Source organism: Kaistia granuli DSM 23481 (assembly GCF_000380505.1).
Lineage (GTDB): Bacteria > Pseudomonadota > Alphaproteobacteria > Rhizobiales > Kaistiaceae > Kaistia > Kaistia granuli.
On sequence record NZ_AQYH01000019.1, the window covers coordinates 86,484 to 109,992 of the forward strand.

Sequence of the window (23,509 nt, forward strand, 5' to 3'; positions counted from 1 at the left end):
GTTCACACCTTCTCGACTTCAGGTCGCCCGAGGAGGCCCTGCGGCATGAAGATGAGCACGATGGCGAGGATCGAGAAGGCGGCCACGTCCTTGTAGTCGATCGAGAAATAGCCCGACCAGAACGTCTCGATCAGGCCGATCAGCAGGCCGCCGATCACCGCGCCCGGCAGCGAGCCGATGCCGCCGAGAACCGCGGCCGTGAAGGCCTTCACGCCCGGAACGAAGCCGTCGGAGAAGTTCACCACGCCATAGTAGGAGAGGTAGAGCGTGCCGGCGACCGCGGCGAGCGCTGCGCCCATGACGAAGGTCAGCGAGATGGTGCGGTCGACATTCACGCCGAGCAGCGCCGCCATCTTGCGATCCTGCTCGCAGGCGCGCTGGGCGCGACCGAGCGAGGTCTTCTGGACGATGTACCAGAACGCCGCCAGCAGCACCGCCGTGACGACCCAGATCATGATCTGCTTGTAGGAGAGCGTGACGGCGAAATTGTTGGAATCCATCACGGTGACGCCACCGCTGAACATCGGCGGGATCGGCTTGTTGCGCGGACCCTGGGCGACCTGGACGAAGTTCGACAGCACGATCGACATGCCGATCGCCGAGATCAGCGGCGCCAGGCGGAACGAGCCGCGCAGTGGCCGGTAGGCGATCCGCTCTATGGCCCAGCTCAACAAGCTCGTCAGCACCATGGCGATCACCATCACGATGATGAGAGCCAGTATCATCGACGTCATGCCGAATACTGTTGTCAGAACGAGAAGGAATATGAGTGCGATGAAAGCGGATGTCATGAAGACATCCCCGTGAGAGAAGTTGACCATGCCGATGATGCCGAACACCATCGTGTATCCGATAGCAATCAGACCATAAATTGACCCAAGCGTGATCCCATTGATCAGCTGCTGTAGGAATACTTCCATCTTATAGATCCCCGCGTGAAGCTCGTTTTTGTTGCTTCTTGGAAGCTCTGTTCCCTGGCTGAGCCTCTCACCGATCCTTTCGCTTGGCAACTGGAAACGAACAAAACAAAAGTCGTACGAACAACACGGGCTTCCGCAGAGGAATTTGATAAGTTTGCCTGATAAATGTGCCGGCCGATTTTTAGCCGCGGGATCGCGTGGTGGCTTGTCGTCGCCGGTTCGACCCGATACGACCACACGAGACGGCGCGGGCATGTGTGGGATAAGAAGAAGCATGGATACGCTCACGGATCTGGTCGATCCGGCTATGTACCGCGAAGCGATGAGCCGCCTCGTCGCGCCGGTTCACGTGGTCACGACGTCCGGCGAGGGCGGCTCGTGCGGCCTGACCGCCTCGGCGGTCACCTCCGTCTCCGACAGCCCGCCGATCGTGCTGGTCTGCGTCAATCGCAAGAGCCTGACCAACGCGGCGTTCAAGCGGAACGGCAGCTTCTGCATCAACACCCTGGAAGGCAACCAGCAGGATCTGGCCGAGGCGTTCGCCGGCCGGACCGGGCTCACCATGCCGCAGCGCTTCGCGCTCGGATCCTGGGTGACGCTGGCGACCGGCGCGCCGGTGCTGGAATCGGCGCGCGCGAGCTTTGACTGCCGCCTGACCGAGGTGATCGAGCAGGGCTCGCATTCGGTGCTGTTTGGCCTCGTCGAGGCCGTCCGGGTCGGCTCGCACGACCAGGCGCTGGTCTATCTCGACCGCAGCTATCGCCGGGTCTGAGCCAGGCTACCCGCCGAGAGTTTCGTCAGGGGACCGGCGCGCTCGCCGGCGCCGGCGGCAGGGCCGCCACGGGTGCCGCCGGGGCGGCGGGCTTGCTGTCTTCGGCGCGCGGATCCATGGCGATCGTCTCCGGCGTGGCGTTCTTCAGCGGCGGTACCGACTGGAACGCGTCGCGCGGCACGTCGCGGGGCGCCGGTCGGCGGGACATGCGGTAGGCCGTATAGGCGATCAACACGACGTGGACGACGGAGAAGAAGGTGAAAAGGCCGCCGGGACCGAGATGCTCCATGGCCAGCGCGCCGATGATCGGCCCGATCATGGTGCCGAAACCCGACATCAGCAGCAGGCCGCTCGCCACCTTCACGAAGTCGTCCGGCGCCGCGTAGTCGTTGGCGTGGGCGACGGTGAGGCCGTACATCGGATAGATCATGCCGCCGAACAGGGCGATCATGCCGATGATGACCACCGGCTGGGTCGGGTTGACGAAGGCGATGGCCAGGCTCATCACGATCGCGGCGACGGCGACGCCGATCAGCACGAAGCGGCGATCGACCTTGTCGGAGAGCTTGCCGAGCGGCACCTGGGTGATGGCGCCGCCGAGCACGGCCGCGCTCATGAAGAAGGCGATGATGGCGGTCGGCAGGCCGATCTTCTGACCGTAGACGGCGCCGAGCGTGCCGAAGGCGCCGTTGACGAGGCCGATCAGGAAACAGCCGACGGCCGAAACGGGCGAATTTCGGAACAGGCTGCGCAGGTCGAGCTTGGTGGTCTTTAGCGGCCGCGGCGTCTGCGCGGTCGAGAGCGCCGAGGGCAGGATCGCCAGGCTGTAGAAGATGGCGCCGAGCACGAAGAAGAAGAAGCCTTCGGCTGGGGCGGTGGCGAGCAGCAGCTGGCCCGCCGTCGAGGCGGCGAAATTCACCATCTGGTAGACGGAGAAGATGGTGCCGCGGTTCTCGCGGGTGGCGCGCTCGTTCAGCCAGCTCTCGACGATCATCTGGGCGCCGGCGAAGCAGAAGCCGGAGAAGGCGCGCAGCCCGATCCAGGCCCAGGGCGAGATCCACAAGAGGTTGATCAGGATGACGACGCCGGCGATCGACGCCATGACGCCATAGGCGCGGACATGGCCGACGCGGCGCACGATCCGCGGCACGATCAAACAGCCGAGCACGAAACCGACGGCCCAGCCCGTGCCGATCAGGCCCAGTTCCGTGGTCGAAAACCCCTCAATCGCGCCCCGGATCGGGAGGAGCAGGCCGTGGATGCCGCCTGCGATGAGGAGGAGGGCCGACCCCATGAGGAGCGCGGCGACGGGAATGAGCTGGGATGCCATGTGGACCGGGGGGCGCCGAATGCGTCCAAATTTGAATCGATTACGGTGGTTCGACCTTGTCAGCCGCCCACATGTCCAAATGATGGCACTTTAAGGTGAATATCAAGTTTACAGCATGAAAAACCGAAGGAATTTCAGGTCTTCATCAGGTGCTCGCGTCAAGAGCCGCCTTCAACGACAGAAGATCACGCCACACCAGCCGTTTTTGTAGCGGCTGTAACAGAAGGTGCGACGGGTGCAGCGTCGCCATGGCCCGGATCTCCCGGCCGCCGATGACGTAGGGGCGCCATTGGCCGCGCAGTCGCAAGATGCCTTCGGACGTCTGCAGAAGCTCCTTCGCCGCCGTCGCGCCGAGGCAGATCAGGAAGTCGGGATCGACCAGTTCGATCTGCCGCTCGAGGAAGGGCCGGCACACGGCCGCCTCCTGCGGCGTGAGGGCCCGGTTGCCCGGCGGACGCCACGGCACGATCGGGGTTACGTAGACGTCGCTGCGCAGAAGACCGATCGCCTTCAGCATGCGGTCGAGCATCGTGCCGGACGGGCCGGCGAACACTTCGCCCTGCAGATCCTCGTCGCGTCCCGGCGGATCGCCGACCAGCATGACGCGCGCCTTCGGATTGCCTTCGGCTAGCACCAGCGATTTCGCCGTCGTCTTCAGGGCGCAGCCCTCGAAGCGACCGAGGATGTCCCGGAGTTCGTCGAGCGTGGCTGCGCTCGCCGCCGCCTCCCGCGCCGCCTGCGCGTCCGCTTCCGGCGAGGCGGCGGTGGCGATCATCGGCTGCGGCCGGGGCGCCGGTTCGGCGATCGGCGGCAGGCCGCGCTCGACCGGCGGCGGCGGTTCCTCGGCGGGCCGCGGCACCAGCCGGTTGACAGCCTCCTCCTCGATCGCCACGTCGACATCATTGGCGACGTACCAATCCAGCAGCGCCGCCAGCGCTTCGGGGGAGGGAGGATGAAACTCTCGAGCCATCATATCGTTCTTGAGTAGGCGCAACCGGCGTCCGTGTCGACCCTGTCGCTCGCCGGCATGATGACAAAGTTCTGGGAGAAACCGCAGTGAAATCACGCCTCGTCGCCGCTGTCCTGATCCTGCTGCCGCTCCCCGCTTTGGCGGACCCGCCGCTTGCCGGCGTATCGGCGTTCGGCGACTGGCGCGCCGACAGGCCGGGCGTGCAACGGCTGATCCGTCCCGCCGATCTGCCGCAACCCTTCGCGACCCAATCGACCGCGGCGCAGCCGGAAATCGTGCCGCGTCCGCAAGGGGCGGAGCCACGCGTGCCCGATGGCTTCGTCGTCGAGCTGGTGGCGGAAGGGCTGGAGGGGCCGCGCGTGCTGCGCACGGCGCCGAACGGCGACATCTTCGTCGCGGAGAGCCGGGCGGGGCGCATCAGCGTGCTGGCCGGAGGGCGCTATGCGCCGGTGACCTTCGCCGACGGTCTCAATAGGCCCTATGGAATTGCCTTCTATCCGCCCGGACCCAAGCCCGAATTCGTCTATGTGGCGGAGCGGAACCGCGTCGTCCGTTTCCCCTATGCGGATGGCGACCGCTCGGCGCGGGCTGGAGCCGAACTCGTCGTCGAGGGCCTGCCCAATCGCGGGTCGCACTGGACCCGCGACATCGCCTTCTCGGCGGACGGCCGGCAATTGTTCATCTCGGTCGGCTCGGCTTCGAATGTCGGGGCGGGTATGGGAACGAAGAACGCGCGCGCGATCGCCGACTGGGAACGACGGCACGGCCGGGGCGCCGCCTGGGGCGAGGAAGCCGGTCGCGCCGCCGTGCTGGTCGCCGATCCCGACGGCGGCAATCTGCGCAGCTTCGCGACGGGATTGCGCAATTGTTCGGGTCTTGCGGTTGCGCCCGGCACCGGCGACCTCTGGTGCGCCGTCAATGAACGGGACGGTCTCGGCGACGATGTACCGCCCGATTTCGCTACCCGCGTCGTCGACGGTGCGTTCTATGGCTGGCCCTGGTTCTATATCGGCGCGCATCCGGATCCCCGCCACGCTGGAGCGCGGGCCGATCTGAAGGACGCTGTCACCGTGCCGGACGTGCTGATCCAGCCGCATTCGGCGCCGCTTGGCATCGCCTTCTATGACGGCGACACCTTTCCGTCCGATTATGCCGGCAGCGCCTTCGTCGCGCTGCACGGCTCGTGGAACCGTGGCCGGCCGACGGGATACAAGGTCGTGCGGCTCGTCCTGCGCGACGGCAATCCGACCGGCGTCTACGAGGATTTCATGACCGGCTTCGTCCTGTCGGACGATGCGCTGTGGGGGCGGCCAGTCGGTGTCACCATGGGCAAGGACGGCGCGCTCTATGTCTCGGAGGATGCCAATGGAACGGTCTGGCGGGTTCGGAAGGCGAAATAAACCGCGTCCGCCGATGCGTGACGCAACGACGCATCATGTTGATGCGTGAGGCTCATCAAGTCCTTCGCGGCACTATATTTTCGCCATTGCCTGCGGTTTGTTGCTCTTCTAAACAGGGGCCGACATTCGGAACCGGACAGGCAGTATGGCAATCTCGGCAGAGCTTCCCGATCGCGAGGCGATGGAATTTGACGTTGTGATCGTGGGGGCGGGGCCGGCAGGGCTCGCGGCCGCGATCCGACTGAAACAGCGCGATCCGGATATCACCGTCGTGGTGGTCGAGAAGGGCTCCGAGGTCGGCGCGCATATCCTGTCGGGTGCGGTGATCGATCCGATCGCCCTCGACAAGCTGCTGCCGGAATGGCGCCAGGAGGATGACACGCCGCTGAAGACCCCGGTGACCGAGGACCAGTTCCTGTTCCTGGGACCGGCGGGCTCGATCCGGCTGCCGAATTTCCTGATGCCGCCGCTGATGTCGAACCATGGCAACTATGTCGTCTCGCTCGGCAATGTCTGCCGCTGGCTGGCGGCCAAGGCCGAGGCGCTCGGCGTCGAGATCTATCCGGGCTTCGCGGCGGCGGAGCTGCTGTTCGACGAGAACGGTGCCGTCGCTGGCGTCGCCACCGGCGACATGGGCGTCGGCCGCGACGGAGACCCGGGCCCGAACTATCAGCGCGGCATGGAGCTCCGGGGCAAGTACACGCTGATCGGCGAGGGTGCGCGCGGTTCGCTCGCCAAGCAGCTGATCGCCTCGTTCGGCCTTTCCGAAGGTCGCGAGCCGCAGAAATACGGCCTCGGCATCAAGGAGCTCTGGCAGGTCGATCCGAAGCTGCACAAGCCCGGCTTGGTGCAGCACTCCTTCGGCTGGCCGCTCGGTAGCGCGACCGGCGGCGGGTCGTTCCTCTACCATCTCGAGGACAACCAGGTCGTTGTCGGCTTCGTCGTGCACCTGAACTACGACAATCCCAACCTGTCGCCCTTCGAGGAATTCCAGCGCTTCAAGACCCATCCGGCGATCGCGCCGGTCTTCGCCGGCGGCAAGCGCCTTTCCTATGGCGCGCGGGCCATCACCGAGGGCGGCTTCCAGTCCGTGCCGAAGCTCGTCTTCCCGGGCGGCGCGCTGGTCGGCTGTTCGGCCGGCTTCGTCAACGTGCCGCGCATCAAGGGCAGCCACAACGCCATGCTGTCCGGCATGGAGGCGGCGGAGAATGTCGCCGACGCGCTGGCGGCCGGCCGTTCGCATGACGAACTGCTCGGCTACGAGGCGAACTGGCGGTCCGGCCCGATCGGCCGCGACCTGAAGCGGGTGCGCAACGTCAAGCCGCTGTGGTCGAAGCTCGGCACCTATCTCGGTATCGCCCTCGGCGGCGCCGACATGTGGGCCAACACGCTCGGCTTCTCTCTGTTCGGCACGCTGAAGCACGGCAAGCCGGATTTCGCGACGCTGAAGCCCGCCTCCCAGTGCAAGAAGATCGACTATCCCAAGCCGGACGGTATCCTGACCTTCGACCGTCTCTCCTCGGTGTTCCTGTCGAACACCAATCACGAGGAGGACCAGCCGGTGCATCTCAAGGTGCTGGACGCGGCGCTGCAGAAGACGTCCGAGCATGACGTCTATGGCGGCCCCTCGAGCCGCTATTGCCCGGCCGGCGTCTATGAATGGGTCGAAGAAGCGGACGGTCCGCGCTTCGTGATCAACGCGCAGAACTGCGTGCACTGCAAGACCTGCGACATCAAGGATCCGAACCAGAACATCAACTGGACGACGCCGGAAGGCGCCGGCGGGCCGAACTATCCCAATATGTGAGACTATAGCGACGCACAGCTTCCGTAACGTCGTCACGGAAGCGGCATTTTCCTGTGCTAGGCGCTGTAATCCTGCTGTGTTAGCAGGGCGGGCCTAGTCACATGGAGATTCTGTCAGTGCTTGTTGAGAAGCTTTCCAAGTTCGAGCCTGCCGCGCTCGGCGTTCTACGCATCGTTTCTTCCCTGATCTTCTTTGCCCATGGCACGCAGAAGCTTCTCGGGTTCCCGGCCTCGGACAAATCGCCGGAAATGTTCAGTCTGTCCTGGAATGCCGGCGCGCTGGAGCTCGTCGGCGGCTTCCTGCTGCTGATCGGCCTGTTCTCGCGTCCGGTCGCCTTCGTGCTGTCGGGCCTGATGGCCTGCGCCTACTGGATCGCCCACGCGCCGCGCAGCCCGTTCCCGGTGTTGAATGGCGGCGACGCCGCCATCCTCTATTGCTTCATCTTCCTGTTCATCGTCTTCGCCGGCCCCGGCCGCTGGAGCGTCGATGCGCTCCTCGGCCGCGAGCGCGGCTGATCAGGCGCGCAGGAAGTCGAGCAGGACGTTGTTGAAGGCGGTCGGCTGCTCGACATTGCACAGATGGGCGGCGTTGCGGATGACCTCCATCCGGGCGCCGTCGATCGAGGCGACCCATTCGCGCGCCTTGGCGGGCTGCACCGTGGCGTCGTGATCGGCGCAGACCACCAGGGTCGGCGCCTGGATCAGCGTAATGTCGTCGCGCAGATCCATCTCGCCGAGCGCCTCGCAGCAGGCGGCATAGCCTTCCGCCGGGGTGTCGAGGATCATGGCGCGAATGCGCGCCACCGTTTCCGGCTCGGCGGCGCGGAAGCCTTCCTGGAACCAGCGGCCGATGACCGCGTCGACGAGCGCTGCCAGGCCCTCATTGCGCGCTGTCTTGGCGCGGCCTTCCCACATGTCGCGCGGCGGCAGATGCGGCGCCGAGGCGCAGATCACCAGCTTTTCCACATAATCCGGCTTGTTGGCGGCGAGCCAGGCGGCGACCATGCCGCCCTTGGACAGGCCGACGACATGCGCCGTCTCGACGCCGACCGCGTCGAGCACGCCGCGGGCGTCGCGGCCGAGCCGGTCGATCGTGTAGGGCGTGTCGGGGACGTCGGAGCCGCCATGACCGCGGTCGTCATAGCGGATAACACGAAAATGCTCGCGGAACGCCGGGAGCTGATCCTCCCACATGGAGAGATTGGTCCCCAGGGCGTTGGTCAGGAGCAGTGATGGTTTGCCAGTGTCCGGATCGGCCTCGACATTCAGTCGGATACGATCGTCCATAGCGATCAGTGGCATGAGAAACCCCGTACAACTTGCCAGCGGGTCCGGTCGGCCCGCATGATGGCGACACGCCCCTGCCGGGTGCCGTGCCGGCCTCAACCTATATAATGGAACAGGTCCGGCCAAGAGATTGGTTTACGCAGGGGGCGCGTCGGCTTCTATTGTCTTCAGGTTTTACCATCTGTAGGTTTATGGGATGAATAACCAGCCGCTTCCCGCTTCGATCGAGGCTACCCAGGCGCTGCTCTCTTCTGGAGGCTACGTTTCCGATCGGGCGCTTGCCACCGTGCTCTTCCTGTCGCTCCGGCTGAAGCGGCCGCTGTTCCTGGAGGGCGAGGCCGGCGTCGGCAAGACGGAGATCGCCAAGGTGCTGGCCGAGCAGCTCGGCCGGCCGCTGATCCGCCTGCAATGCTACGAGGGGCTCGATGTCGCCTCGGCCGTCTATGAGTGGAACTACGCTGCCCAGATGGTCGAGATCCGCGCCGCCGAGGCGGCCGGCAGCGTCGATCGCGAGCGGCTGGTCGGCGACGTCTTTTCCGAACGATTCCTGATCCGCCGGCCCCTGCTGCAGGCGCTCGAAGCCGGCCCCGGCGGTGCGCCGGTGCTGTTGATCGACGAGCTCGATCGTGCCGACGAGGCGTTCGAGGCCTATCTGCTCGAGGTGTTGGCGGACAATCAGGTGACGGTGCCGGAGCTCGGCACCATCCGCGCCATCGAACCGCCGATCGTCGTCGTCACCACCAACCGGACGCGCGAGATCCATGACGCGCTGAAGCGGCGCTGCCTCTATCACTGGGTCGATTATCCCGATCGCGATCGCGAGCTGGCGATCCTGCGCGCCAAGGTGCCCGGCGCCGGCGAAAGGCTGGCCCGGCAGGTGGTCGCCTTCGTGCAGGCGTTGCGCGGCGAGGCGCTGTTCAAGAGCCCGGGCGTTGCCGAGACGCTCGACTGGGCGGCGGCGCTGGTCGAGCTCGACCAGGTCGTGCTGGAGCCTGGCATGGTCGCGGACACACTCGGGGTTCTGCTGAAATACCAGGACGATATCGCCAAGATCGAAGGTAGTCGCATCAAGGCGCTTGTCGACGCGGCGCGGGCCGAGGTAGCGGCGTGAAGAACGAGTCCGAACAGCGGGATGGCGCGCTTTCCTCAGGCTGCAGGCTCGACGAGAACCTCGTCGAGTTCGGCCGTCTGCTGCGGCGCGCCGGCCTGCCGGTCGGGCCCGCCGCCATCATCGATGCGATCCGCGCCGTCGAGGTCGTCGGCATCGAGTCGCGCGAGGATTTCTACTGGACGCTGCACGCAGTGCTGGTGACGAAGCGCGAACAGCGCGCCGTCTTCGACGAGTCGTTCCGGCTGTTCTGGAAGCCCGGCCGCCTGCAGGCGCCTGTCCTCGTCGACCGGCCGGCCGCATCCGGGCCCGAGCGGGAGCCGCCGCGTCCCGCCGCCGCCCGCGTGGCGCAGGCGCTCCATGCCGACCGCCCGCCGGAAGCGTCCGAGGCCGCCGAGGGCGTCGAGCGCGACCTGCGCCTGACCGCCTCGGCGCAGGAGCGTTTCCAGCGTCGCGACTTCGCGCAGATGAACGCGGAGGAGATCGCCGAGGCGAAGGCGCGCATCGCTCGTCTCGCCTTCGCCGACGACCGCCTGCCGACGCGGCGGCTGGTGGCGGCGGCGCGCGGCCGCATCGATCCACGCCGCACATTGCGCGCGGCGCTCCGGACCGGCGGCGACATGATCCTGCCCCTGGCGCGCAAGCGCGCGACGATCCGGCCGCCGGTGGTGGCGCTCTGCGACATCTCCGGCTCGATGAACGCCTATAGCCGCGTCGTGCTGCATTTCCTGCATGCGCTCGGCGAGCGGCGGCGCGTCGAGACCTTCCTGTTCGGGACGCGGCTCACCAATGTCTCGCGCGCCCTGCGTCTCCGGGACCCGGACGCGGCGCTCGCCGCCTGCGCCGGGGCGGTGCCGGATTGGTCGGGCGGCACGCGGATCGCCACGGCGCTGCATGAGTTCAACCGGCTCTGGTCGCGCCGCGTGCTTGGGCAGGGGGCGATCGTCCTCCTCGTCACCGACGGGCTGGAGCGCGATAGCCTCGGTGAACTGGGCGCCGAGATGGACCACCTGCATCGTTCCTGCCGGCGGCTGATCTGGCTGAACCCGCTGTTGCGCTTCGACGGCTTCGAGGCGAGGGCGCGTGGCATCCGGGCCATTCTGCCGCATGTCGACGAATTTCGCGCCGTCCATTCGCTCGACGCTGTCGGCGACCTGGTTCGTGCGCTGGGCGCCGGGACTGAGGATCGCGCCCACCCGCGCCGCCATCTCGCCATCGCTTCAGGAGGTTGATCGTGACCGTCGAGCCACCGCTGCAACTGGACAATGCCGATGTCCTCGGCATCGCCGAGGACTGGGTGCGAGCCGGCCGTTCGGTGGCGCTCGCCACCGTGGTCGAGACCTGGGGCTCGGCACCGCGCCCCGTCGGCAGCCATCTGGTCATCGACGGTGACTGTCATTTCGAAGGCTCCGTCTCCGGGGGGTGCGTCGAGGGCGCCGTGATCGAGGAGGCGATCGAGGTGATCGGCAAGGGCGAGCCGCGCCTGCTCGAATTCGGCGTCGCCGACGAGACGGCCTGGCGGGTCGGGCTCTCCTGTGGCGGCCGTATCCGCGTCTATGTCGAGAAGGTTGTCTGAGGTGGATCGCTTCACGCTCGAAAGGCTGAACGAGGCCCGCCGGCAACGGCAGGCCGCTATTCTGGTCACCAATCTCGCCTCCGGCGTCGTCCGGCTCGTGCGTGAGGACGATGCCGGCCTCGACCGGATGATCGAGCCGGCGCTCGCCGAGCTGCTGCCGGATCGCTTTCGCTCCGCCCGGTCGGGCCTGGTGCGGACGGCGGATGGCGACGAGTTCTTCCTGACGGTGCATGTGCCGCCGCCGCGCCTCGTCATCATCGGCGCGGTGCATATCTCGCAGGCGCTGGCGCCGATGGCGCGGATCGCCGGCTTCGACGTGACGATCATCGATCCGCGCACCGCCTTCGCGACGCCCGAGCGCTTCGCCGACGTCGCCGTGCTGGCCGAATGGCCGGAGGACGTGCTGAAACGCGCACCGCTCGATGCGTTCACCGCGGTGGCGGCGCTGACGCATGATCCGAAGATAGACGACGAACCGATCCGGGCGGCGCTCGCCGCCGGCTGCTTCTATGTCGGGGCGCTCGGCAGCCGCAAGACGCATGCGAAGCGGATCGAGCGGCTGCAGGCTGCGGGCGTTTCCCCTGCGGCAACGGCGACGATCCGCGCCCCGATCGGACTTGCTATCGGCGCGCAGTCGCCGGCGGAGATAGCCGTCTCCGTGCTCGCCGAGCTGGTCGAGGCTCTCCGCAAGCGGGGTGTCGTGGCAACGGAGCTCGCATCGTGAAGTTCGGCTCCTGTCCCGTCGCCGAGGCCGAGGGGGCGCTGCTCGCCCATTCGCTCGCCTTTGACGGACATGTCCTGCGCAAGGGTATTCGCCTGACGGCGGAGCATCTCGCCTCGCTGCAGGCGGCCGGTGTCGAACGGGTCGTGGTGGCGCGCCTCGAGGCCGCCGACGTGCATGAGGATGCGGCGGCCGCGCGTCTCGCCTCGGCCGTCGCCGGACCGCATGTCGAGGTCGAGGCGCCCTTCACCGGACGCTCCAATCTGCATGCCGAGGCGAACGGCCTGCTGGTCGTCGATCGCGACGCCATAGACCGCTTCAACCGCGTCGATCCGGCGGTAACGCTGGCGACGTTGCCGGCCTATGCCCCGGTATCGGCCGGGCAGATGGTCGCCACCGTCAAGATCATCCCCTTCGCCGTCGGCCATGCGCCGCTGGAAGCGGCGGAGCGGATCGCCGCCGCGTCGAGCCTCGTTCGCGTCGCGCCGTTTCGGCCACTCGCCGTCGGCCTCGTCGCCACCGTGCTACCGAGCCTCAAGCCGTCGACGCTGGACAAGACCCGGCGGATGACCGAGGCCCGCCTGAAGCCCGCCGGCGCGACCCTGCTGGCGGAGCGGCGGGTGGCCCATGACGCGGCTGCTATCGGCGCAGCGCTTTCGGATCTTTCTCGCGCGGGCGCCGACCTTATGATCGTCTTCGGCGCCTCGGCCATGGTCGATGCCGAGGATGTCGTGCCGGCCGGCATCCAGGCGGCGGGCGGACGGGTCATCCAGCTCGGCATGCCGGTCGATCCCGGCAATCTGCTGGTGCTCGGCGAGCTCGACGGCCGGCCCGTCATCGGTGCGCCGGGCTGCGCCCGCAGTCCGCGCGAAAACGGCTTCGACTGGGTGCTCGGCCGCCTGTTGGCCGGGATCGCCGTCACGCCGGAGGAAATCTCCGGCCTCGGCGTCGGCGGGCTGCTGATGGAAATCGCCTCGCGGCCGCAGCCGCGCGAACCGGCCGCGGCAGGGCCGCCGAAGATCGCGGCGCTGGTGCTGGCGGCCGGGCAGGGGCGGCGCATGGGCGGTCCGAACAAGCTGCTGGCCGAGATCGGCGGCCGCAGCCTTGTGCGCGGCGTCGTCGAGGCGGCTCTCGCCAGCAAGGCTGCTTCGGTCACGGTCGTCACTGGACATCGGCGGGACGAGGTTGAACAGGCGCTGGCGGGACAGCCGGTACGCCTTGTCGACAATCCCGACTATGCCGAGGGCCTCTCGACTTCGATCCGTCAGGGCATCGCCAGTCTCGATGCGGATATCGACGGCGTCCTGATTATGCTCGCGGACATGCCGCTCCTGACCGCCGACATCCTCGACCGGCTGATCGCGGCGTTCGATCCGAAGGCGGACCGGCTGGTCGTGGTGCCGACAAACGCCGGCAAGCGCGGCAATCCGGTGCTGTGGTCGCGGGCCTTCTTCGGCGAGTTGCAGGCGATCGAGGGCGACACCGGCGCGCGCCACCTGATCGGCGCGCATGCCGACGCGGTCGTCGAGGTCGAGATCGGGCCCGAAGTCGCGCTCGATCTCGATACGCCGGAAGCGCTCCGGGCGGCGGGCGGCAAGCTGCCGGCCTGAGAGATCCGCCTTACTCGCAGCAGCTATGGCTCGCAGCCGCAGCCGGACGATCCTCATATCGATCGTGCAGGCGGACCCAGTTCATCGTCGATGCCTCGTTGCGCCCCTTCGGGGTCAGGTCGAGGTAATTGTGCGCGCCGATCAGGATGTCGGCGCCGCGCGCATAGGTCGAGTAGGTGTGGAAGATCCGGCCGTCGGGATCCTTGTAGAACACGCTGAGCCCGTGATGCTCGTCGAGATAGAGGTCGCGGAGCGTGTAGTTGTGCTCGTAGCGGCCGGCGGCGATTTCCGCCTCCGAGGGGTAGACGTGGTAGTCGGCGTTGAAATCGCTTCCCGCCGAAGACACCCATTTGAACTGCCAGCCCATGCGCTTCTTGAAGGCCTGGAATTCCGCGTAAGGGGCGCGGGAGACGGCGAGCAGCGTCACGTCGTGATGCGCGAGGTGGAGATTGGCGCCGTCGATGTGATCGGACACGAAGGAGCAGCCGATGCAGCCTTCCTGCCAGCCGGGGCCGAACATGAAGTGGTAGACCATCAGCTGGCTGCGACCGTCGAAGAGGTCGGCGAGCGTCTCTCGCCCGTTGGGGCCTTCGAAGACATAGTCCTTGTCGATTTCGACCCAGGGCAGGGCGCGGCGTTCCGCGCTCAATTGCTCGCGCAGATGGGTGAGTTCCTTTTCCCGGGCGAGATGCGCCTTGCGCGCCACTACCCATTCGTCCCGCGAGACGACCTTCGGATTGGACGTCGATCGGTCGAGCGTGTTCATCGCTGTAACTCCCTGTGAGAGGTTCCTACGGCTTCGTCGTCGACACCGGCGCGGGTTCGGAATGCGGGCGCGCGTCGGCATGCGGTCCGGCCCTTCGGCCGGCCGATATCGGCAGGATGTTCTGCCCGATTGGTGACTTGTGTCGCCCGGACTGCTCCGGGCCGGAAAAATGACCTTCGCGCGCTACTTCTGCGCGCCGCGGGTGACGAAACGTTCGAGCTTGTCGATCGCGCCGCTCCAGCCGGTCCGATGGCTCGCGACCAGGGCCTCGTCGGCGAGCTGGGCGTGGGTCAGGGTCAGCATGGTGCCGCCCTCCTCGCCGCGCAGCGTGATGGTCATCAGCGTCGGCATCTCCGGCATCTCGAACCAGGTCCAGGTGAACACCAGCTTCTCGTTCGGCACGACTTCCTGATAGACGCCGCTGGCGCCGTGTTCCTTGCCGTCATTGGACTTGAAGCGGATCTGGTAGGCGCCGCCGACGCGCAGATCCGTCTCGGCGACGACGCTGCCGGCCTCGGTCTCGTGCGGCCCGAACCAGTGGACGAGCTTGGCCGGGTCGGTCCAGGCCTTGAAGATCCGGGCAGGGGACGCCTTGAGCTGGCGCTTCAGTGTCAGGCTCGGCTGATGCTCGGTCATGACGGGTCGTTCTCCACGAATTCGGTGAGGCGGTCGAGCCGGGTCGACCAGAATTGCTGATAGTGATCGAGCCAGGCCATCGCGTCGGCCATGGGTCCGGCGTTCAGGCGGCACGTCACCGTTCGTCCCGTCTTCTGGCGCGTGATCAGCCCTGCGTCCGACAGGACGTTCAGATGCTTGAGGATCGCCGGAAGCGAGACCGGAAAGGGTTCTGCCAGTTCGCTGACCGAGGCTCCGTCCTGCGATCCCAGTCGGGCGAGCAGGGCGCGCCGCGTCGGATCGGCCAGGGCGGCGAAGGTTCGGTCCAGCTCCGTGTCGTCTAACTTAACCATGTGGTTAAGTGTATGCCCGCGCGGGCGCCGCTGTCAAGCCGCGCGGAAATGGGCGCGTGAGACTGTCCGTCAAACCGCACTCGGGTGAAGCGGCCCGGCCGCAATTTCCGGCTTGGCAGCACTGTTGCGCCAATGCTGCTAAAATACTGATATGTATAGATAATCGCCAAGATCTCGATTGAAAATCGACGACTGTTTTGAGACCATGGTGAGGTCCTTCTGTGGGACGTTCGATCGCTGGATGAGGTGCCTATGTCGTCACCCCTGCTGCGTCAGCTTTCAGGCTATGGCCTGACCACCGCCCATATCCTGTATCGCCTTCCCGATCACCCGTTCTTCCTGCAGACCTTCATCTGGCAGGAATACGACCTCGCGCCGGATTTCCCGGAGCTCAATCAGTTTCTCGCGTTCTGGAGGCGCGAGATCGACGGCAAGTTGCATTCGGTCAGGGTGGCGCACAAGCGTCTGATCGGTCCGGCAGAATGCCGGATCGCTGCGGCCCAATTCGCCTATCACTGACGACAGGTGTTGGGGCGTCGCCAGCCGCAGGCGTGCGGCTGGCGAAACGATGCGCGTCAAACGTCGTGGCCGTAGGGCGGTGCAGGGATCGCCTGGTGGGCGGCGCGCAGCGCCTCCGACCAGTGGGTCCTCATATGGGAGAAATACGTGTCGCTCTCGTCGATGCGATGCGAGATCCCGATCTTGAGCTCGTCGCGCCGGATGACGGCGATATCGATCGGCATGCCGACGCCGAGATTGGAGCGCAGCGTCGAATCCATCGAGATCAGGCCGAGCTTCAGCGCCTCGGAGGCGTCGGTTTCGCCGGTCACGGCGCGATCGAGGATCGGCTTGCCGTATTTGTGCTCGCCGATCTGCAGATAGGGCGTGTCGGGCGTCGCCTCGATGAAGTTGCCGGCCGAATAGATCATGAACAGGCGCAGGCGCCCGCCCTTGACCTGGCCGCCGAGCAGCATGGTCACGTCGAAGCTCGCCGCCTGCTGCTCCATCGATTTGCCGTGGATGCGGTAGACCTCGCGGATGGCGCGGCCGACGAACTGCGCGACCTTGAACATCGAGGGGATGGTGTGGATCGTCTCGATCTTGCCGGTTTCCGGGTTCTCGAGACCTTCGGTCAACACGTTCAGCACCGATTGGCTGACGGCAAGGTTGCCCGCCGTGGCGATCGCGATCACGCGCTCGCCCTCGGTCTGGTAGAGGTGCAGCTTCCGGAACGTCGCGATGTTGTCGAGTCCGGCATTGGTGCGGGTGTCGGCCAGCATGACCAACCCGTCGCGCACCAGAATTCCAACGCAATAGGTCATAAACTCTTCGTCCTGCCCCGCCCCGGCCGGAGTTTTAGGGGACTGAGATTGAGGCGCAAGTGAAAATTCCACCGACGCTCCCTATCGTTTCGACGCACGGGCTTCTGATACGCTGATCGAAATCGCCGGCGAACGGACGCCGTCGCCATAGGCGGTGCCGCGCACGGGGGCAGCGCCGATGGCGTCGAGGCCGATCGCCAGCCGGACATGAGTATCCGTCGGGCAGAGGTTCATCGCCGCGTCGAAGCCGATCCAGCCGACGCCGTCGACATGGGCTTCCGCCCAGCCGTGTTCGGCCGTCGCCGGCGTTTCCGTGTCGGGACGAAACAGGTAGCCGCTGGCGAAGCGAGCCGGAATGCCGAGATGGCGCGCGGCGGCGATCATCACATGCGAGACCGCCCGGGCGTCGCCTCGTCCGGAAGCGAAGGTGGCCTTGGCGCTGTCGTCCTTGCCATCGCCGCCCGGCAGGATCCGCTCATGCAGGCTGCCCATCAACGCGTGCAGCCGCGACAGCCGGTCGGCCGGCGCCGAAGCGGCGATCTCGTCGGCGAAGGCGCGGATGTCGGCGTCCGGCGTCGTCGACGGCGTCACCCGCAGGAAAACGCCGACGGGAAAGCGCTCGGTCTGGCCGCGCACCATGCCGGCCATGTCGTGTGTCTCGACATCGCCGAGCGCGGTGATGACCAGCCCGTCGAGCCGACCCTCGGTGGTGAAGGAATGGACGACATTGCCGAACGGATCGGTGGCCGGATCAAGCCGGCAATCATGATCGACCTCGATCCGCCAGTTGACGACGAACTGGCCGTCATGGCCGCGCGGCGTCAACCGCAGGGTCTGGATCGCCCCGGTTGCCGGAGGGTCGAAGCGATAGGCCGTCTCGTGAACGATTTTGAGGCGCATGAAACGGTTCCGTCAGGCGAGGTACTGATCGGTGATCGCCTGTCCGAGGCGGGCATTCTCGCCGATGAACTCGGTCAGGAACTCGTGCAGGCCGTCGGCGAACACGTCGTCGATGGTGGCGTTCTGCAGCCGGTTGCGGGTCGAGCGGGCGACACGCTGCGCCGGGCCCTGCCGGCCATAGGCAAGCGACAGCTCGTCCAGGAAGGCGCAGATATTGTCGTAGCAGGAGGCGAGCGAGCGCGGCAGCTGGTCGTTCAGCACCAGCAGGTCGGCGACCAGCCAAGGCTTCAGGCTCTCGCGATAGACCCAGTGATAGGCGGTGTTGGCCGAGACCGAGCGCAGGATCGACGACCATTGGAAATAGTCGAGGCCGCCGCCGACGCTCTCCTGCGCCGGCAGCAGCAGGTGATACTTCACGTCGAGGATGCGCGCTGTGTTGTCGGCCCGCTCGATGAAGGAGCCGAGGCTCGAGAAGAAATAGACGTCGTTGCGGATCATCGTCCGATAGGCCGAGCCGTCGAAGCGCAGCGAGGCTTCCTTCACATAGACGAGAAACTCGTTGAGCCTCATGCGGTCGCGCGAGGCGCCGTCGAACTGGCGCAGGCCGAGCCAGGCGCCGTTGATCGCGTCCCACATCTCCGAGGTCAACGCGGTCCGCACCGAGCGGGCGTTGACGCGGGCCCGCTCCAGGCAGGAGCGGATGGAGGACGGGTTCTCGGGTGAAAAGGCGAGGAAGTCGATGATGTTCTCGGCCGTCGGCTCGCGGTTCAGCGACTTGAACAGGCCGAGGGCCCCGGTAGCGGCGACCGCCGATTCCCATTCGTTGGAGCCGCCGGCATAGGCGATCGGCATGGCGGCAAGGCGGTTGGCGGCGTCGATGATGCGGGCGGTGTTCTCGGCGCGCTCGACATAGCGGGCCAGCCAGAAAAGATTGTCGGCGGTACGGCTCAGCACGGAACGGAACTCCGGAAATCAGATCCTGCGCCGGGCCCTTTTCCGCAAGCGGGCGAGGGACATGGGCGGCAAGGCTGCATCGACATGGGAGAAAGGCGCCCGCTCTCCCGCAGGGCGGAGAGCGCTGAAGCGAGGGGATCAGGCATCGAGCACCCATGTATCCTTGGTGCCGCCGCCCTGGCTCGAATTGACCACCAGCGATCCTTCCTTGAGCGCCACCCGGGTCAGCCCGCCGGGCACGATGCGGACCTTGTCGCGGCCGGAAAGCACGAAAGGCCGCAGGTCGACATGGCGCGGGGCGATGCCGGCGTCGACGAAGGTCGGCGAGGTCGACAGCGCCAACGTAGGCTGGGCGATGAAATCGTCGGGATTGGCGCGGAGCTTGGCGCCGAACTCCTCCCGTGTCTTGCGGTCGGAGGCGGGGCCGATCAGCATGCCGTAGCCGCCGGATCCGGCGACTTCCTTGACCACCAGCGTATCGAGATTGTCGAGCACGTATTTGAGTGCGTCGGGCTCGCGGCAGCGCCAGGTCGGCACGTTCTTCAGGATCGGCTCCTCGCCGAGATAGAAGCGGACGATCTCCGGCATGTAGGAATAGACCGCCTTGTCGTCGGCGACGCCGGTGCCGACGGCGTTGGAGAGCGTGATGTTGCCGGCGCGGTAGGCGTTCATCAGCCCGGGCACGCCGAGGATCGAATCCGGCCGGAAGGTGAGCGGATCGAGGAAGTCGTCGTCGAGGCGGCGATAGAGCACGTCGACGCGCTTCGGCCCCTCTGTCGTGCGCATGTAGACGACATTGTCGCGCACCAGCAGGTCGCGGCCCTCGACCAGCTCGATGCCGAGCTTGTCGGCGAGGAAGGAGTGCTCATAGAAGGCGGAGTTGAACGGCCCCGGCGTCAAAAGCGCCACCGTCGGATCGCCCGGCGCCGAGAGCGGCGCCACCGATTTCAGTGTTGCCAGCAGCGCGTCCGGGTAGTTCTCGACCGGCGCGATGCGATGTTCGGCGAACAGGTCCGGGAACAGCTTCATCATCACTTCCCGGTTCTCCAGCATGTAGGAGACGCCGGAAGGCGTGCGGGCATTGTCCTCCAGCACGTAGAAGGTGTCGGGATCGACGCGGACGATGTCGATGCCGGCGATCATCACATAGATGTCGTGCGCGAGCTTCAGGCCGGCCATCTCCGGCCGGTAGTAGGGGTTCTGGTAGATCAGGTCCTGCGGCACGATGCCGGCGCGCAGGATGTCGCCCTTGGAATAGATGTCAGTCAGGAAGGCGTTGAGCGCCTTGACCCGCTGTTCCAGGCCTTTCGAGAGCTTGGTCCATTCCGGCGCGGTGATGATGCGCGGGATGATGTCGAACGGGATGATCCGTTCTTCGCCGTCATTGTCGCCATAGACCGCGAAGGTGATGCCGATGCGGCGGAAGAGCAGCTCGGCCTCGGCGCGCCGGGTGGATAAGAGATCCGGCGGAGTCGAGTCCAGCCAGCGCTTGAGGATTTCGTAGCCTGGCCGGCAGCTTTCGCTGCTCGCGCTCATTTCGTCGAAGGCAACGACCATAGGCGCGCTATCCCCTTTTGTTTTCCTCCCTCCGACCCGCAAGCCCCGTGCCAACCGGACTTCCCCCCCGGCGGCCGACACGCCTGCAGAGCGGGAGTGCGGGGACCATTGCATATGAGCCGGGCAATCTTGGCTAGTGGCAATCGGCCGAATTCGGAAGAACGGTTCCAAAGCGGCGCAAGAGGCGGCAATTGCCCGAAAAATGGACATCCGGGCTCGCCGCCGATCGAGAGAAGCGCATCGTTTCGCAAGCCCCGCGGGGAGGGAACGCAATGCCGTTCCCATGCGTTTCCAAGATCACATGACGGACGCGTTTTGCCGTCCGCGATGTTGGCGCAACCGCACAAGCTGGAAGCCGGTCCGAGGCCGGATGGGGGGCGCTTTGCGACCGCCTGGGCGGCGCGCTGATCGCGGAGCCACGCGCCGGAACTCGCTCTAGAGGAAATGGCCATGCAGAAAATCATCCCGTTCCTGTGGTTCGACAATCAGGTTGAGGAAGCAATCATCTTCTACGTTTCGACCTTCAAGAACGCGAAGGTCGGAAAGGTCAGCCGGTATGGCGATGCCGGTCCCGGTCCCAAGGGAACCATCATGACCGCCTCGTTCGAGCTCGAAGGGGTCGAGTTCACCGCGCTGAACGGTGGCCCCGAGTTCAAGTTCAGCGAGGCGATTTCGTTCGTCATCCGCTGCGAGGACCAGGAGGAGATCGACGAATTGTGGGAGCGGCTGTCGGAGGGCGGTGGCAGCACCAATCGCTGCGGCTGGCTCAAGGACAAGTTCGGTATCTCCTGGCAGATCGTGCCCAACGGCCTCGTGACGATGCTGACCGATGCCGACACGCAGAAGGCGCAGCGCGTGATGGAGGCCTTTCTCGGCATGACCAAGATCGACATCGGCGCCCTGCGGCGCGCCTTCGAAGGCGAACTGGCCTGAGGGACAGCAAGCAAACTAGGGGATGGCTGTGGCGCGCGCGAGGGATCTGCCCTAGCTTGCCGCGCACGGCGTCTGCGCCGAGGAAACGTCCAGGAATGATCGGAAGAAGTGATGCAGTATCGTCGGCTGGGAAAATCGGGTCTTCAGGTCAGCGAGTTTTCGCTCGGCTCCTGGGTGACGTTCGGCAAGCAGGTCGATCAGCGCGACGCGCTCGACATCATGGCGCTCGCCTATGAGCGCGGCATCAATTTCTTCGACAATGCCGAAGGCTACGAGGCCGGCGTTTCCGAGGCATTGATGGGCGAGGCGCTTGCCAAGCTTAACTGGAGCCGCGACAGCTACGTCGTCTCCAGCAAGGTGTTCTGGGGAGGTGACAAGCCGACCCAGCGCGGTCTGTCGCGCAAGCACGTCACCGATGCCTGCCACGCAGCGCTGAAGCGCCTGCAGGTCGAGTATCTTGATCTCTATTTTTGCCATCGACCCGACATCGACACGCCGATCGAGGAGACGGTGCGCGCCATGCACGACCTCGTCCAGCAGGGCAAGGTGCTCTACTGGGGCACGTCGGAATGGTCGGCGCAGCAGCTGACCGAGGCCTGGGCCGTCGCTAGGGATCTCCGGATCACGCCGCCGACCATGGAGCAGCCGCAGTACAATCTGTTCGAGCGCGACAAGGTCGAGGGCGACTATCGCCCGCTTTACGATCTGATGGGCCTCGGCACGACGATCTGGTCGCCGCTCGCTTCCGGCATCCTGACGGGCAAGTACAACAAGGGCATCCCGGCCGGCAGCCGTCTCGACCTGCCGGGCTATGAATGGCTGAAGGAACTCTGGCAGAGCGAGAAGGGCCGCGAGCGCATCGCCCAGGTCGAGAAGCTGGCGGCGGTCGCCGAGGAGATCGGCATGCCGATCCATCACATGGCGCTGCTCTGGTGCCTCGCCAATCCGAACGTCTCCACCGTCATTCTCGGCGCCTCGAAGAAGGCGCAGCTCGAGGACAATCTCTCGGCCCTCGAAAGCCGCGACAAGCTGACCGCAGACGTGCTCGCGAAGATCGACGCGATCCTCGGCAACAAGCCGGCGGCGCCGCAGCGCTACTAGTCTTCCAAAGTGCGCCGCCGGACCGATTGCACGGCCCGGCGGCGCACGCTAAAGCGTTCGCATGACCAGCCCATCCGTCACCGTCCGCTTCGCCCCGTCGCCAACCGGCTATCTTCACATCGGCAATGCGCGCCCCGCCTTGCTCAACTGGCTGTTCGCGCTGAAGGCCGGCGGGCAATTCATCCTGCGGCTGGATGACACCGATCGCGAGCGGTCGAAAGAGGAATATGCCGAGGCGATACAGCGCGATCTCGCCTGGCTCGGCATTGAGCCGCACCGCTTCGAGCGGCAGTCGCTGCGCACCGATTCCTATGATGCCGCCGTGGCGCGGCTGAAGCAGGCCGGTCGCCTCTATGCCTGCTACGAGACGGCCGACGAGCTGGACCGCAAGCGCAAGCGCCAGCATGCGCGCGGCCTGCCGCCCGTCTATGACCGCGCCGCGCTGAAGCTGAGCGACGAGGACCGGGCGAAGCTGGAGGCCGAGGGCCGCCGGCCGCATTGGCGCTTCAAGCTCGACGAGAGCGTCGGCCACGTCACCTGGGAAGATCTGGTGCGCGGGCCGCAGACGGTCGACATCGGCTCGCTCTCCGATCCCGTGCTGATCCGCGAGGACGGCACCTATCTCTACACACTGCCCTCGGTCGTCGACGACGCCGACATGGGGGTGACGCACATCATCCGCGGTGACGACCATGTCACCAATACCGGCGTGCAGCTGCAGCTGTTCGAGGCGCTCGGCGCGCCGGCGCCGGTGTTCGGCCATCACAACACGCTGACGACGTCGACGGGCGAGGGGCTCTCGAAGCGGACCGGCGCGCTGTCGCTCGGCTCGCTGCGTGACGCCGGCTACGAGCCGATGGCGGTCAATTCGCTGGCCGTGCTGATCGGCACTTCCCATTCCGTCGAGCCCGTCGCCGATCTCGCGACGCTGGCCGGCATCGTCGATCTCTCCATGGTGTCGAAGGCGCCGGCGAAGTTCGATCCCGCCGATCTCGACGGCCTCAACGCCAAGCTGCTGCACGCCAAGCCCTATGCCGAAGTGGCCGACCGGCTTTCGGCGCTCGGCGTCGCTGGCGGCGAGGATTTCTGGAATGCCGTGCGCGGCAATCTGGTCCGTCTGCAGGAGGCGAGCGATTGGTGGCGCGTCGTGACCGGACCGGTCGACGCCCATGTCGCCGCCGATGCCGACGAGGTCGCCTTCTTCGCCGCGGCGCGGGCCGCGCTGCCGGAGGGGACGTTCGATGGGCAGAGCTGGAAGGCCTGGACCGATGCGCTGAAGGCGGCGACCGGGCGCAAGGGCAGGGCGCTGTTCATGCCGCTGCGCCAGATGCTGACCGGCCTCGACCATGGTCCGGAACTGGCGGCGCTGCTGCCCCTGATCGGTCGCGACCGGACCGTTGCCCGGCTTGACGCCGTGACAGCGCCGGCGGACTGAGGCCCTCTACCTCCCCCTGAGGGGCCTTCGCACAACGCTGGCTAAGCGCCGCCGTCATCCCGGCGGAGGCCGG

Annotated in this window: 24 protein-coding genes; 13 read left to right on the forward strand and 11 right to left on the reverse strand. The window is 66.4% G+C overall.

Going from position 1 to position 23,509, the window contains the following annotated elements; all coding sequences use genetic code 11:
• Positions 1 to 2: 2 nt before the first annotated feature.
• The gene (locus tag G342_RS0120925) at positions 3 to 920 is read right to left on the reverse strand and encodes a branched-chain amino acid ABC transporter permease (protein WP_026304662.1); all 918 of its coding nucleotides are present in this window, start codon (positions 918 to 920) and stop codon (positions 3 to 5) included.
• A gap of 274 nt (positions 921 to 1,194) precedes the next feature.
• Between G342_RS0120925 and G342_RS0120930 the strand changes: the two genes are divergently transcribed.
• Positions 1,195 to 1,692 carry a flavin reductase family protein gene (locus G342_RS0120930; protein WP_018185130.1) on the forward strand — a complete coding sequence of 166 codons (498 nt, stop codon included), beginning with the start codon at positions 1,195 to 1,197 and terminating at the stop codon, positions 1,690 to 1,692.
• 25 nt (positions 1,693 to 1,717) lie between these two features.
• Here G342_RS0120930 and G342_RS0120935 read toward each other — a convergent pair whose 3' ends face one another.
• Both G342_RS0120935 and G342_RS0120940 read right to left on the reverse strand, forming a co-directional pair.
• Complete coding sequence (locus tag G342_RS0120935; RefSeq protein WP_018185131.1) at positions 1,718 to 3,022, reverse strand: MFS transporter; 1,305 nt, start codon at positions 3,020 to 3,022, stop codon at positions 1,718 to 1,720.
• 145 nt (positions 3,023 to 3,167) lie between these two features.
• Positions 3,168 to 3,992, reverse strand: coding sequence for a uracil-DNA glycosylase (locus tag G342_RS0120940; RefSeq protein WP_018185132.1), 825 nt, complete (start codon positions 3,990 to 3,992; stop codon positions 3,168 to 3,170).
• A gap of 86 nt (positions 3,993 to 4,078) precedes the next feature.
• On the opposite strand from G342_RS0120940, the gene G342_RS0120945 reads away from it, so the two are divergent.
• From G342_RS0120945 to G342_RS0120955, 3 genes are all read left to right on the forward strand, one after another.
• Entirely contained in the window at positions 4,079 to 5,392 is a 1,314-nt protein-coding gene (locus G342_RS0120945) for a PQQ-dependent sugar dehydrogenase (RefSeq protein WP_018185133.1), read from the forward strand.
• 145 nt (positions 5,393 to 5,537) lie between these two features.
• On the forward strand, positions 5,538 to 7,199 hold the full coding sequence (locus G342_RS0120950) for an electron transfer flavoprotein-ubiquinone oxidoreductase (RefSeq protein WP_018185134.1): 1,662 nt from the start codon (positions 5,538 to 5,540) through the stop codon (positions 7,197 to 7,199).
• A 101-nt stretch (positions 7,200 to 7,300) separates the two neighbouring features.
• A complete protein-coding gene (locus G342_RS0120955; RefSeq protein WP_040879211.1) occupies positions 7,301 to 7,714 on the forward strand; it encodes a DoxX family protein in 414 nt (137 codons plus the stop codon).
• On the opposite strand, the gene pcaD is transcribed toward G342_RS0120955, so the two are convergent.
• Complete coding sequence (gene pcaD / locus G342_RS0120960; protein ID WP_051094403.1) at positions 7,715 to 8,500, reverse strand: 3-oxoadipate enol-lactonase; 786 nt, start codon at positions 8,498 to 8,500, stop codon at positions 7,715 to 7,717.
• Between the two features lie 181 nt (positions 8,501 to 8,681).
• Between pcaD and G342_RS0120965 the strand changes: the two genes are divergently transcribed.
• The 5 genes from G342_RS0120965 to G342_RS0120985 are packed head-to-tail and all read left to right on the forward strand — an operon-like array spanning position 8,682 to position 13,500.
• Entirely contained in the window at positions 8,682 to 9,596 is a 915-nt protein-coding gene (locus G342_RS0120965) for an AAA family ATPase (RefSeq protein WP_018185137.1), read from the forward strand.
• The gene (locus G342_RS24880) at positions 9,593 to 10,825 is read left to right on the forward strand and encodes a vWA domain-containing protein (protein ID WP_018185138.1); all 1,233 of its coding nucleotides are present in this window, start codon (positions 9,593 to 9,595) and stop codon (positions 10,823 to 10,825) included. The genes G342_RS0120965 and G342_RS24880 overlap by 4 nt, the downstream gene beginning before the upstream one ends.
• A 2-nt stretch (positions 10,826 to 10,827) precedes the next feature.
• On the forward strand, positions 10,828 to 11,169 hold the full coding sequence (locus tag G342_RS0120975) for an XdhC family protein (protein ID WP_425402250.1): 342 nt from the start codon (positions 10,828 to 10,830) through the stop codon (positions 11,167 to 11,169).
• A gap of 1 nt (position 11,170) precedes the next feature.
• Positions 11,171 to 11,893 carry an XdhC family protein gene (locus tag G342_RS0120980; RefSeq protein WP_018185140.1) on the forward strand — a complete coding sequence of 241 codons (723 nt, stop codon included), beginning with the start codon at positions 11,171 to 11,173 and terminating at the stop codon, positions 11,891 to 11,893.
• Positions 11,890 to 13,500 (forward strand): NTP transferase domain-containing protein, encoded by a 1,611-nt coding sequence (locus G342_RS0120985; RefSeq protein ID WP_018185141.1) that lies wholly within the window; start codon positions 11,890 to 11,892, stop codon positions 13,498 to 13,500. Before G342_RS0120980 ends, G342_RS0120985 begins: the two co-directional genes overlap by 4 nt.
• A 10-nt stretch (positions 13,501 to 13,510) precedes the next feature.
• Here G342_RS0120985 and G342_RS0120990 read toward each other — a convergent pair whose 3' ends face one another.
• The 3 genes from G342_RS0120990 to G342_RS0121000 all read right to left on the reverse strand — a co-directional run bounded on the left by G342_RS0120990 (position 13,511) and on the right by G342_RS0121000 (position 15,234).
• Positions 13,511 to 14,266 carry a DUF899 domain-containing protein gene (locus G342_RS0120990; protein WP_018185142.1) on the reverse strand — a complete coding sequence of 252 codons (756 nt, stop codon included), beginning with the start codon at positions 14,264 to 14,266 and terminating at the stop codon, positions 13,511 to 13,513.
• Between the two features lie 183 nt (positions 14,267 to 14,449).
• A complete protein-coding gene (locus tag G342_RS0120995; RefSeq protein WP_018185143.1) occupies positions 14,450 to 14,902 on the reverse strand; it encodes an SRPBCC family protein in 453 nt (150 codons plus the stop codon).
• Positions 14,899 to 15,234, reverse strand: coding sequence for an ArsR/SmtB family transcription factor (locus G342_RS0121000; RefSeq protein ID WP_018185144.1), 336 nt, complete (start codon positions 15,232 to 15,234; stop codon positions 14,899 to 14,901). Before G342_RS0121000 ends, G342_RS0120995 begins: the two co-directional genes overlap by 4 nt.
• Before the next feature lie 246 nt (positions 15,235 to 15,480).
• On the opposite strand from G342_RS0121000, the gene G342_RS0121005 reads away from it, so the two are divergent.
• Positions 15,481 to 15,753, forward strand: coding sequence for an usg protein (locus tag G342_RS0121005; RefSeq protein ID WP_198010848.1), 273 nt, complete (start codon positions 15,481 to 15,483; stop codon positions 15,751 to 15,753).
• 56 nt (positions 15,754 to 15,809) lie between these two features.
• Here G342_RS0121005 and G342_RS0121010 read toward each other — a convergent pair whose 3' ends face one another.
• The 4 genes from G342_RS0121010 to G342_RS0121025 all read right to left on the reverse strand — a co-directional run bounded on the left by G342_RS0121010 (position 15,810) and on the right by G342_RS0121025 (position 19,967).
• Complete coding sequence (locus tag G342_RS0121010) at positions 15,810 to 16,556, reverse strand: proteasome-type protease (protein WP_018185146.1); 747 nt, start codon at positions 16,554 to 16,556, stop codon at positions 15,810 to 15,812.
• A gap of 81 nt (positions 16,557 to 16,637) precedes the next feature.
• On the reverse strand, positions 16,638 to 17,456 hold the full coding sequence (locus tag G342_RS0121015) for a transglutaminase family protein (RefSeq protein ID WP_018185147.1): 819 nt from the start codon (positions 17,454 to 17,456) through the stop codon (positions 16,638 to 16,640).
• A 12-nt stretch (positions 17,457 to 17,468) separates the two neighbouring features.
• Positions 17,469 to 18,410, reverse strand: a complete 942-nt coding sequence (locus G342_RS0121020; protein WP_018185148.1) for an alpha-E domain-containing protein — start codon at positions 18,408 to 18,410, stop codon at positions 17,469 to 17,471.
• Between the two features lie 138 nt (positions 18,411 to 18,548).
• Positions 18,549 to 19,967 (reverse strand): circularly permuted type 2 ATP-grasp protein, encoded by a 1,419-nt coding sequence (locus G342_RS0121025; protein WP_018185149.1) that lies wholly within the window; start codon positions 19,965 to 19,967, stop codon positions 18,549 to 18,551.
• Between the two features lie 450 nt (positions 19,968 to 20,417).
• Between G342_RS0121025 and G342_RS0121030 the strand changes: the two genes are divergently transcribed.
• The 3 genes from G342_RS0121030 (at position 20,418) to gltX (ending at position 23,436) form a co-directional block, all read left to right on the forward strand.
• Positions 20,418 to 20,900 (forward strand): VOC family protein, encoded by a 483-nt coding sequence (locus G342_RS0121030; RefSeq protein WP_018185150.1) that lies wholly within the window; start codon positions 20,418 to 20,420, stop codon positions 20,898 to 20,900.
• A 111-nt stretch (positions 20,901 to 21,011) separates the two neighbouring features.
• Positions 21,012 to 22,001, forward strand: coding sequence for a potassium channel beta subunit family protein (locus G342_RS0121035; RefSeq protein ID WP_018185151.1), 990 nt, complete (start codon positions 21,012 to 21,014; stop codon positions 21,999 to 22,001).
• Between the two features lie 61 nt (positions 22,002 to 22,062).
• Complete coding sequence (gene gltX, locus G342_RS0121040; protein ID WP_018185152.1) at positions 22,063 to 23,436, forward strand: glutamate--tRNA ligase; 1,374 nt, start codon at positions 22,063 to 22,065, stop codon at positions 23,434 to 23,436.
• Positions 23,437 to 23,509: the final 73 nt, after the last annotated feature.

Excerpts from the sequence above, each read along its gene's own strand:
- G342_RS0120925 (WP_026304662.1), bottom strand. The coding sequence starts at position 920 with ATGGAAGTATTCCTACAGCAGCTGATCAATGGGATCACGCTTGGGTCA.
- G342_RS0120930 (WP_018185130.1), top strand. The coding sequence starts at position 1,195 with ATGGATACGCTCACGGATCTGGTCGATCCGGCTATGTACCGCGAAGCG.
- G342_RS0120935 (WP_018185131.1), bottom strand. The coding sequence starts at position 3,022 with ATGGCATCCCAGCTCATTCCCGTCGCCGCGCTCCTCATGGGGTCGGCC.
- G342_RS0120940 (WP_018185132.1), bottom strand. The coding sequence starts at position 3,992 with ATGGCTCGAGAGTTTCATCCTCCCTCCCCCGAAGCGCTGGCGGCGCTG.
- G342_RS0120950 (WP_018185134.1), top strand. The coding sequence starts at position 5,538 with ATGGCAATCTCGGCAGAGCTTCCCGATCGCGAGGCGATGGAATTTGAC.
- G342_RS0120955 (WP_040879211.1), top strand. The coding sequence starts at position 7,301 with ATGGAGATTCTGTCAGTGCTTGTTGAGAAGCTTTCCAAGTTCGAGCCT.
- pcaD (WP_051094403.1), bottom strand. The coding sequence starts at position 8,500 with ATGCCACTGATCGCTATGGACGATCGTATCCGACTGAATGTCGAGGCC.
- G342_RS0120965 (WP_018185137.1), top strand. The coding sequence starts at position 8,682 with ATGAATAACCAGCCGCTTCCCGCTTCGATCGAGGCTACCCAGGCGCTG.
- G342_RS0120990 (WP_018185142.1), bottom strand. The coding sequence starts at position 14,266 with ATGAACACGCTCGACCGATCGACGTCCAATCCGAAGGTCGTCTCGCGG.
- G342_RS0120995 (WP_018185143.1), bottom strand. The coding sequence starts at position 14,902 with ATGACCGAGCATCAGCCGAGCCTGACACTGAAGCGCCAGCTCAAGGCG.
- G342_RS0121000 (WP_018185144.1), bottom strand. The coding sequence starts at position 15,234 with ATGGTTAAGTTAGACGACACGGAGCTGGACCGAACCTTCGCCGCCCTG.
- G342_RS0121010 (WP_018185146.1), bottom strand. The coding sequence starts at position 16,556 with ATGACCTATTGCGTTGGAATTCTGGTGCGCGACGGGTTGGTCATGCTG.
- G342_RS0121015 (WP_018185147.1), bottom strand. The coding sequence starts at position 17,456 with ATGCGCCTCAAAATCGTTCACGAGACGGCCTATCGCTTCGACCCTCCG.
- G342_RS0121025 (WP_018185149.1), bottom strand. The coding sequence starts at position 19,967 with ATGGTCGTTGCCTTCGACGAAATGAGCGCGAGCAGCGAAAGCTGCCGG.
- G342_RS0121030 (WP_018185150.1), top strand. The coding sequence starts at position 20,418 with ATGCAGAAAATCATCCCGTTCCTGTGGTTCGACAATCAGGTTGAGGAA.
- G342_RS0121035 (WP_018185151.1), top strand. The coding sequence starts at position 21,012 with ATGCAGTATCGTCGGCTGGGAAAATCGGGTCTTCAGGTCAGCGAGTTT.
- gltX (WP_018185152.1), top strand. The coding sequence starts at position 22,063 with ATGACCAGCCCATCCGTCACCGTCCGCTTCGCCCCGTCGCCAACCGGC.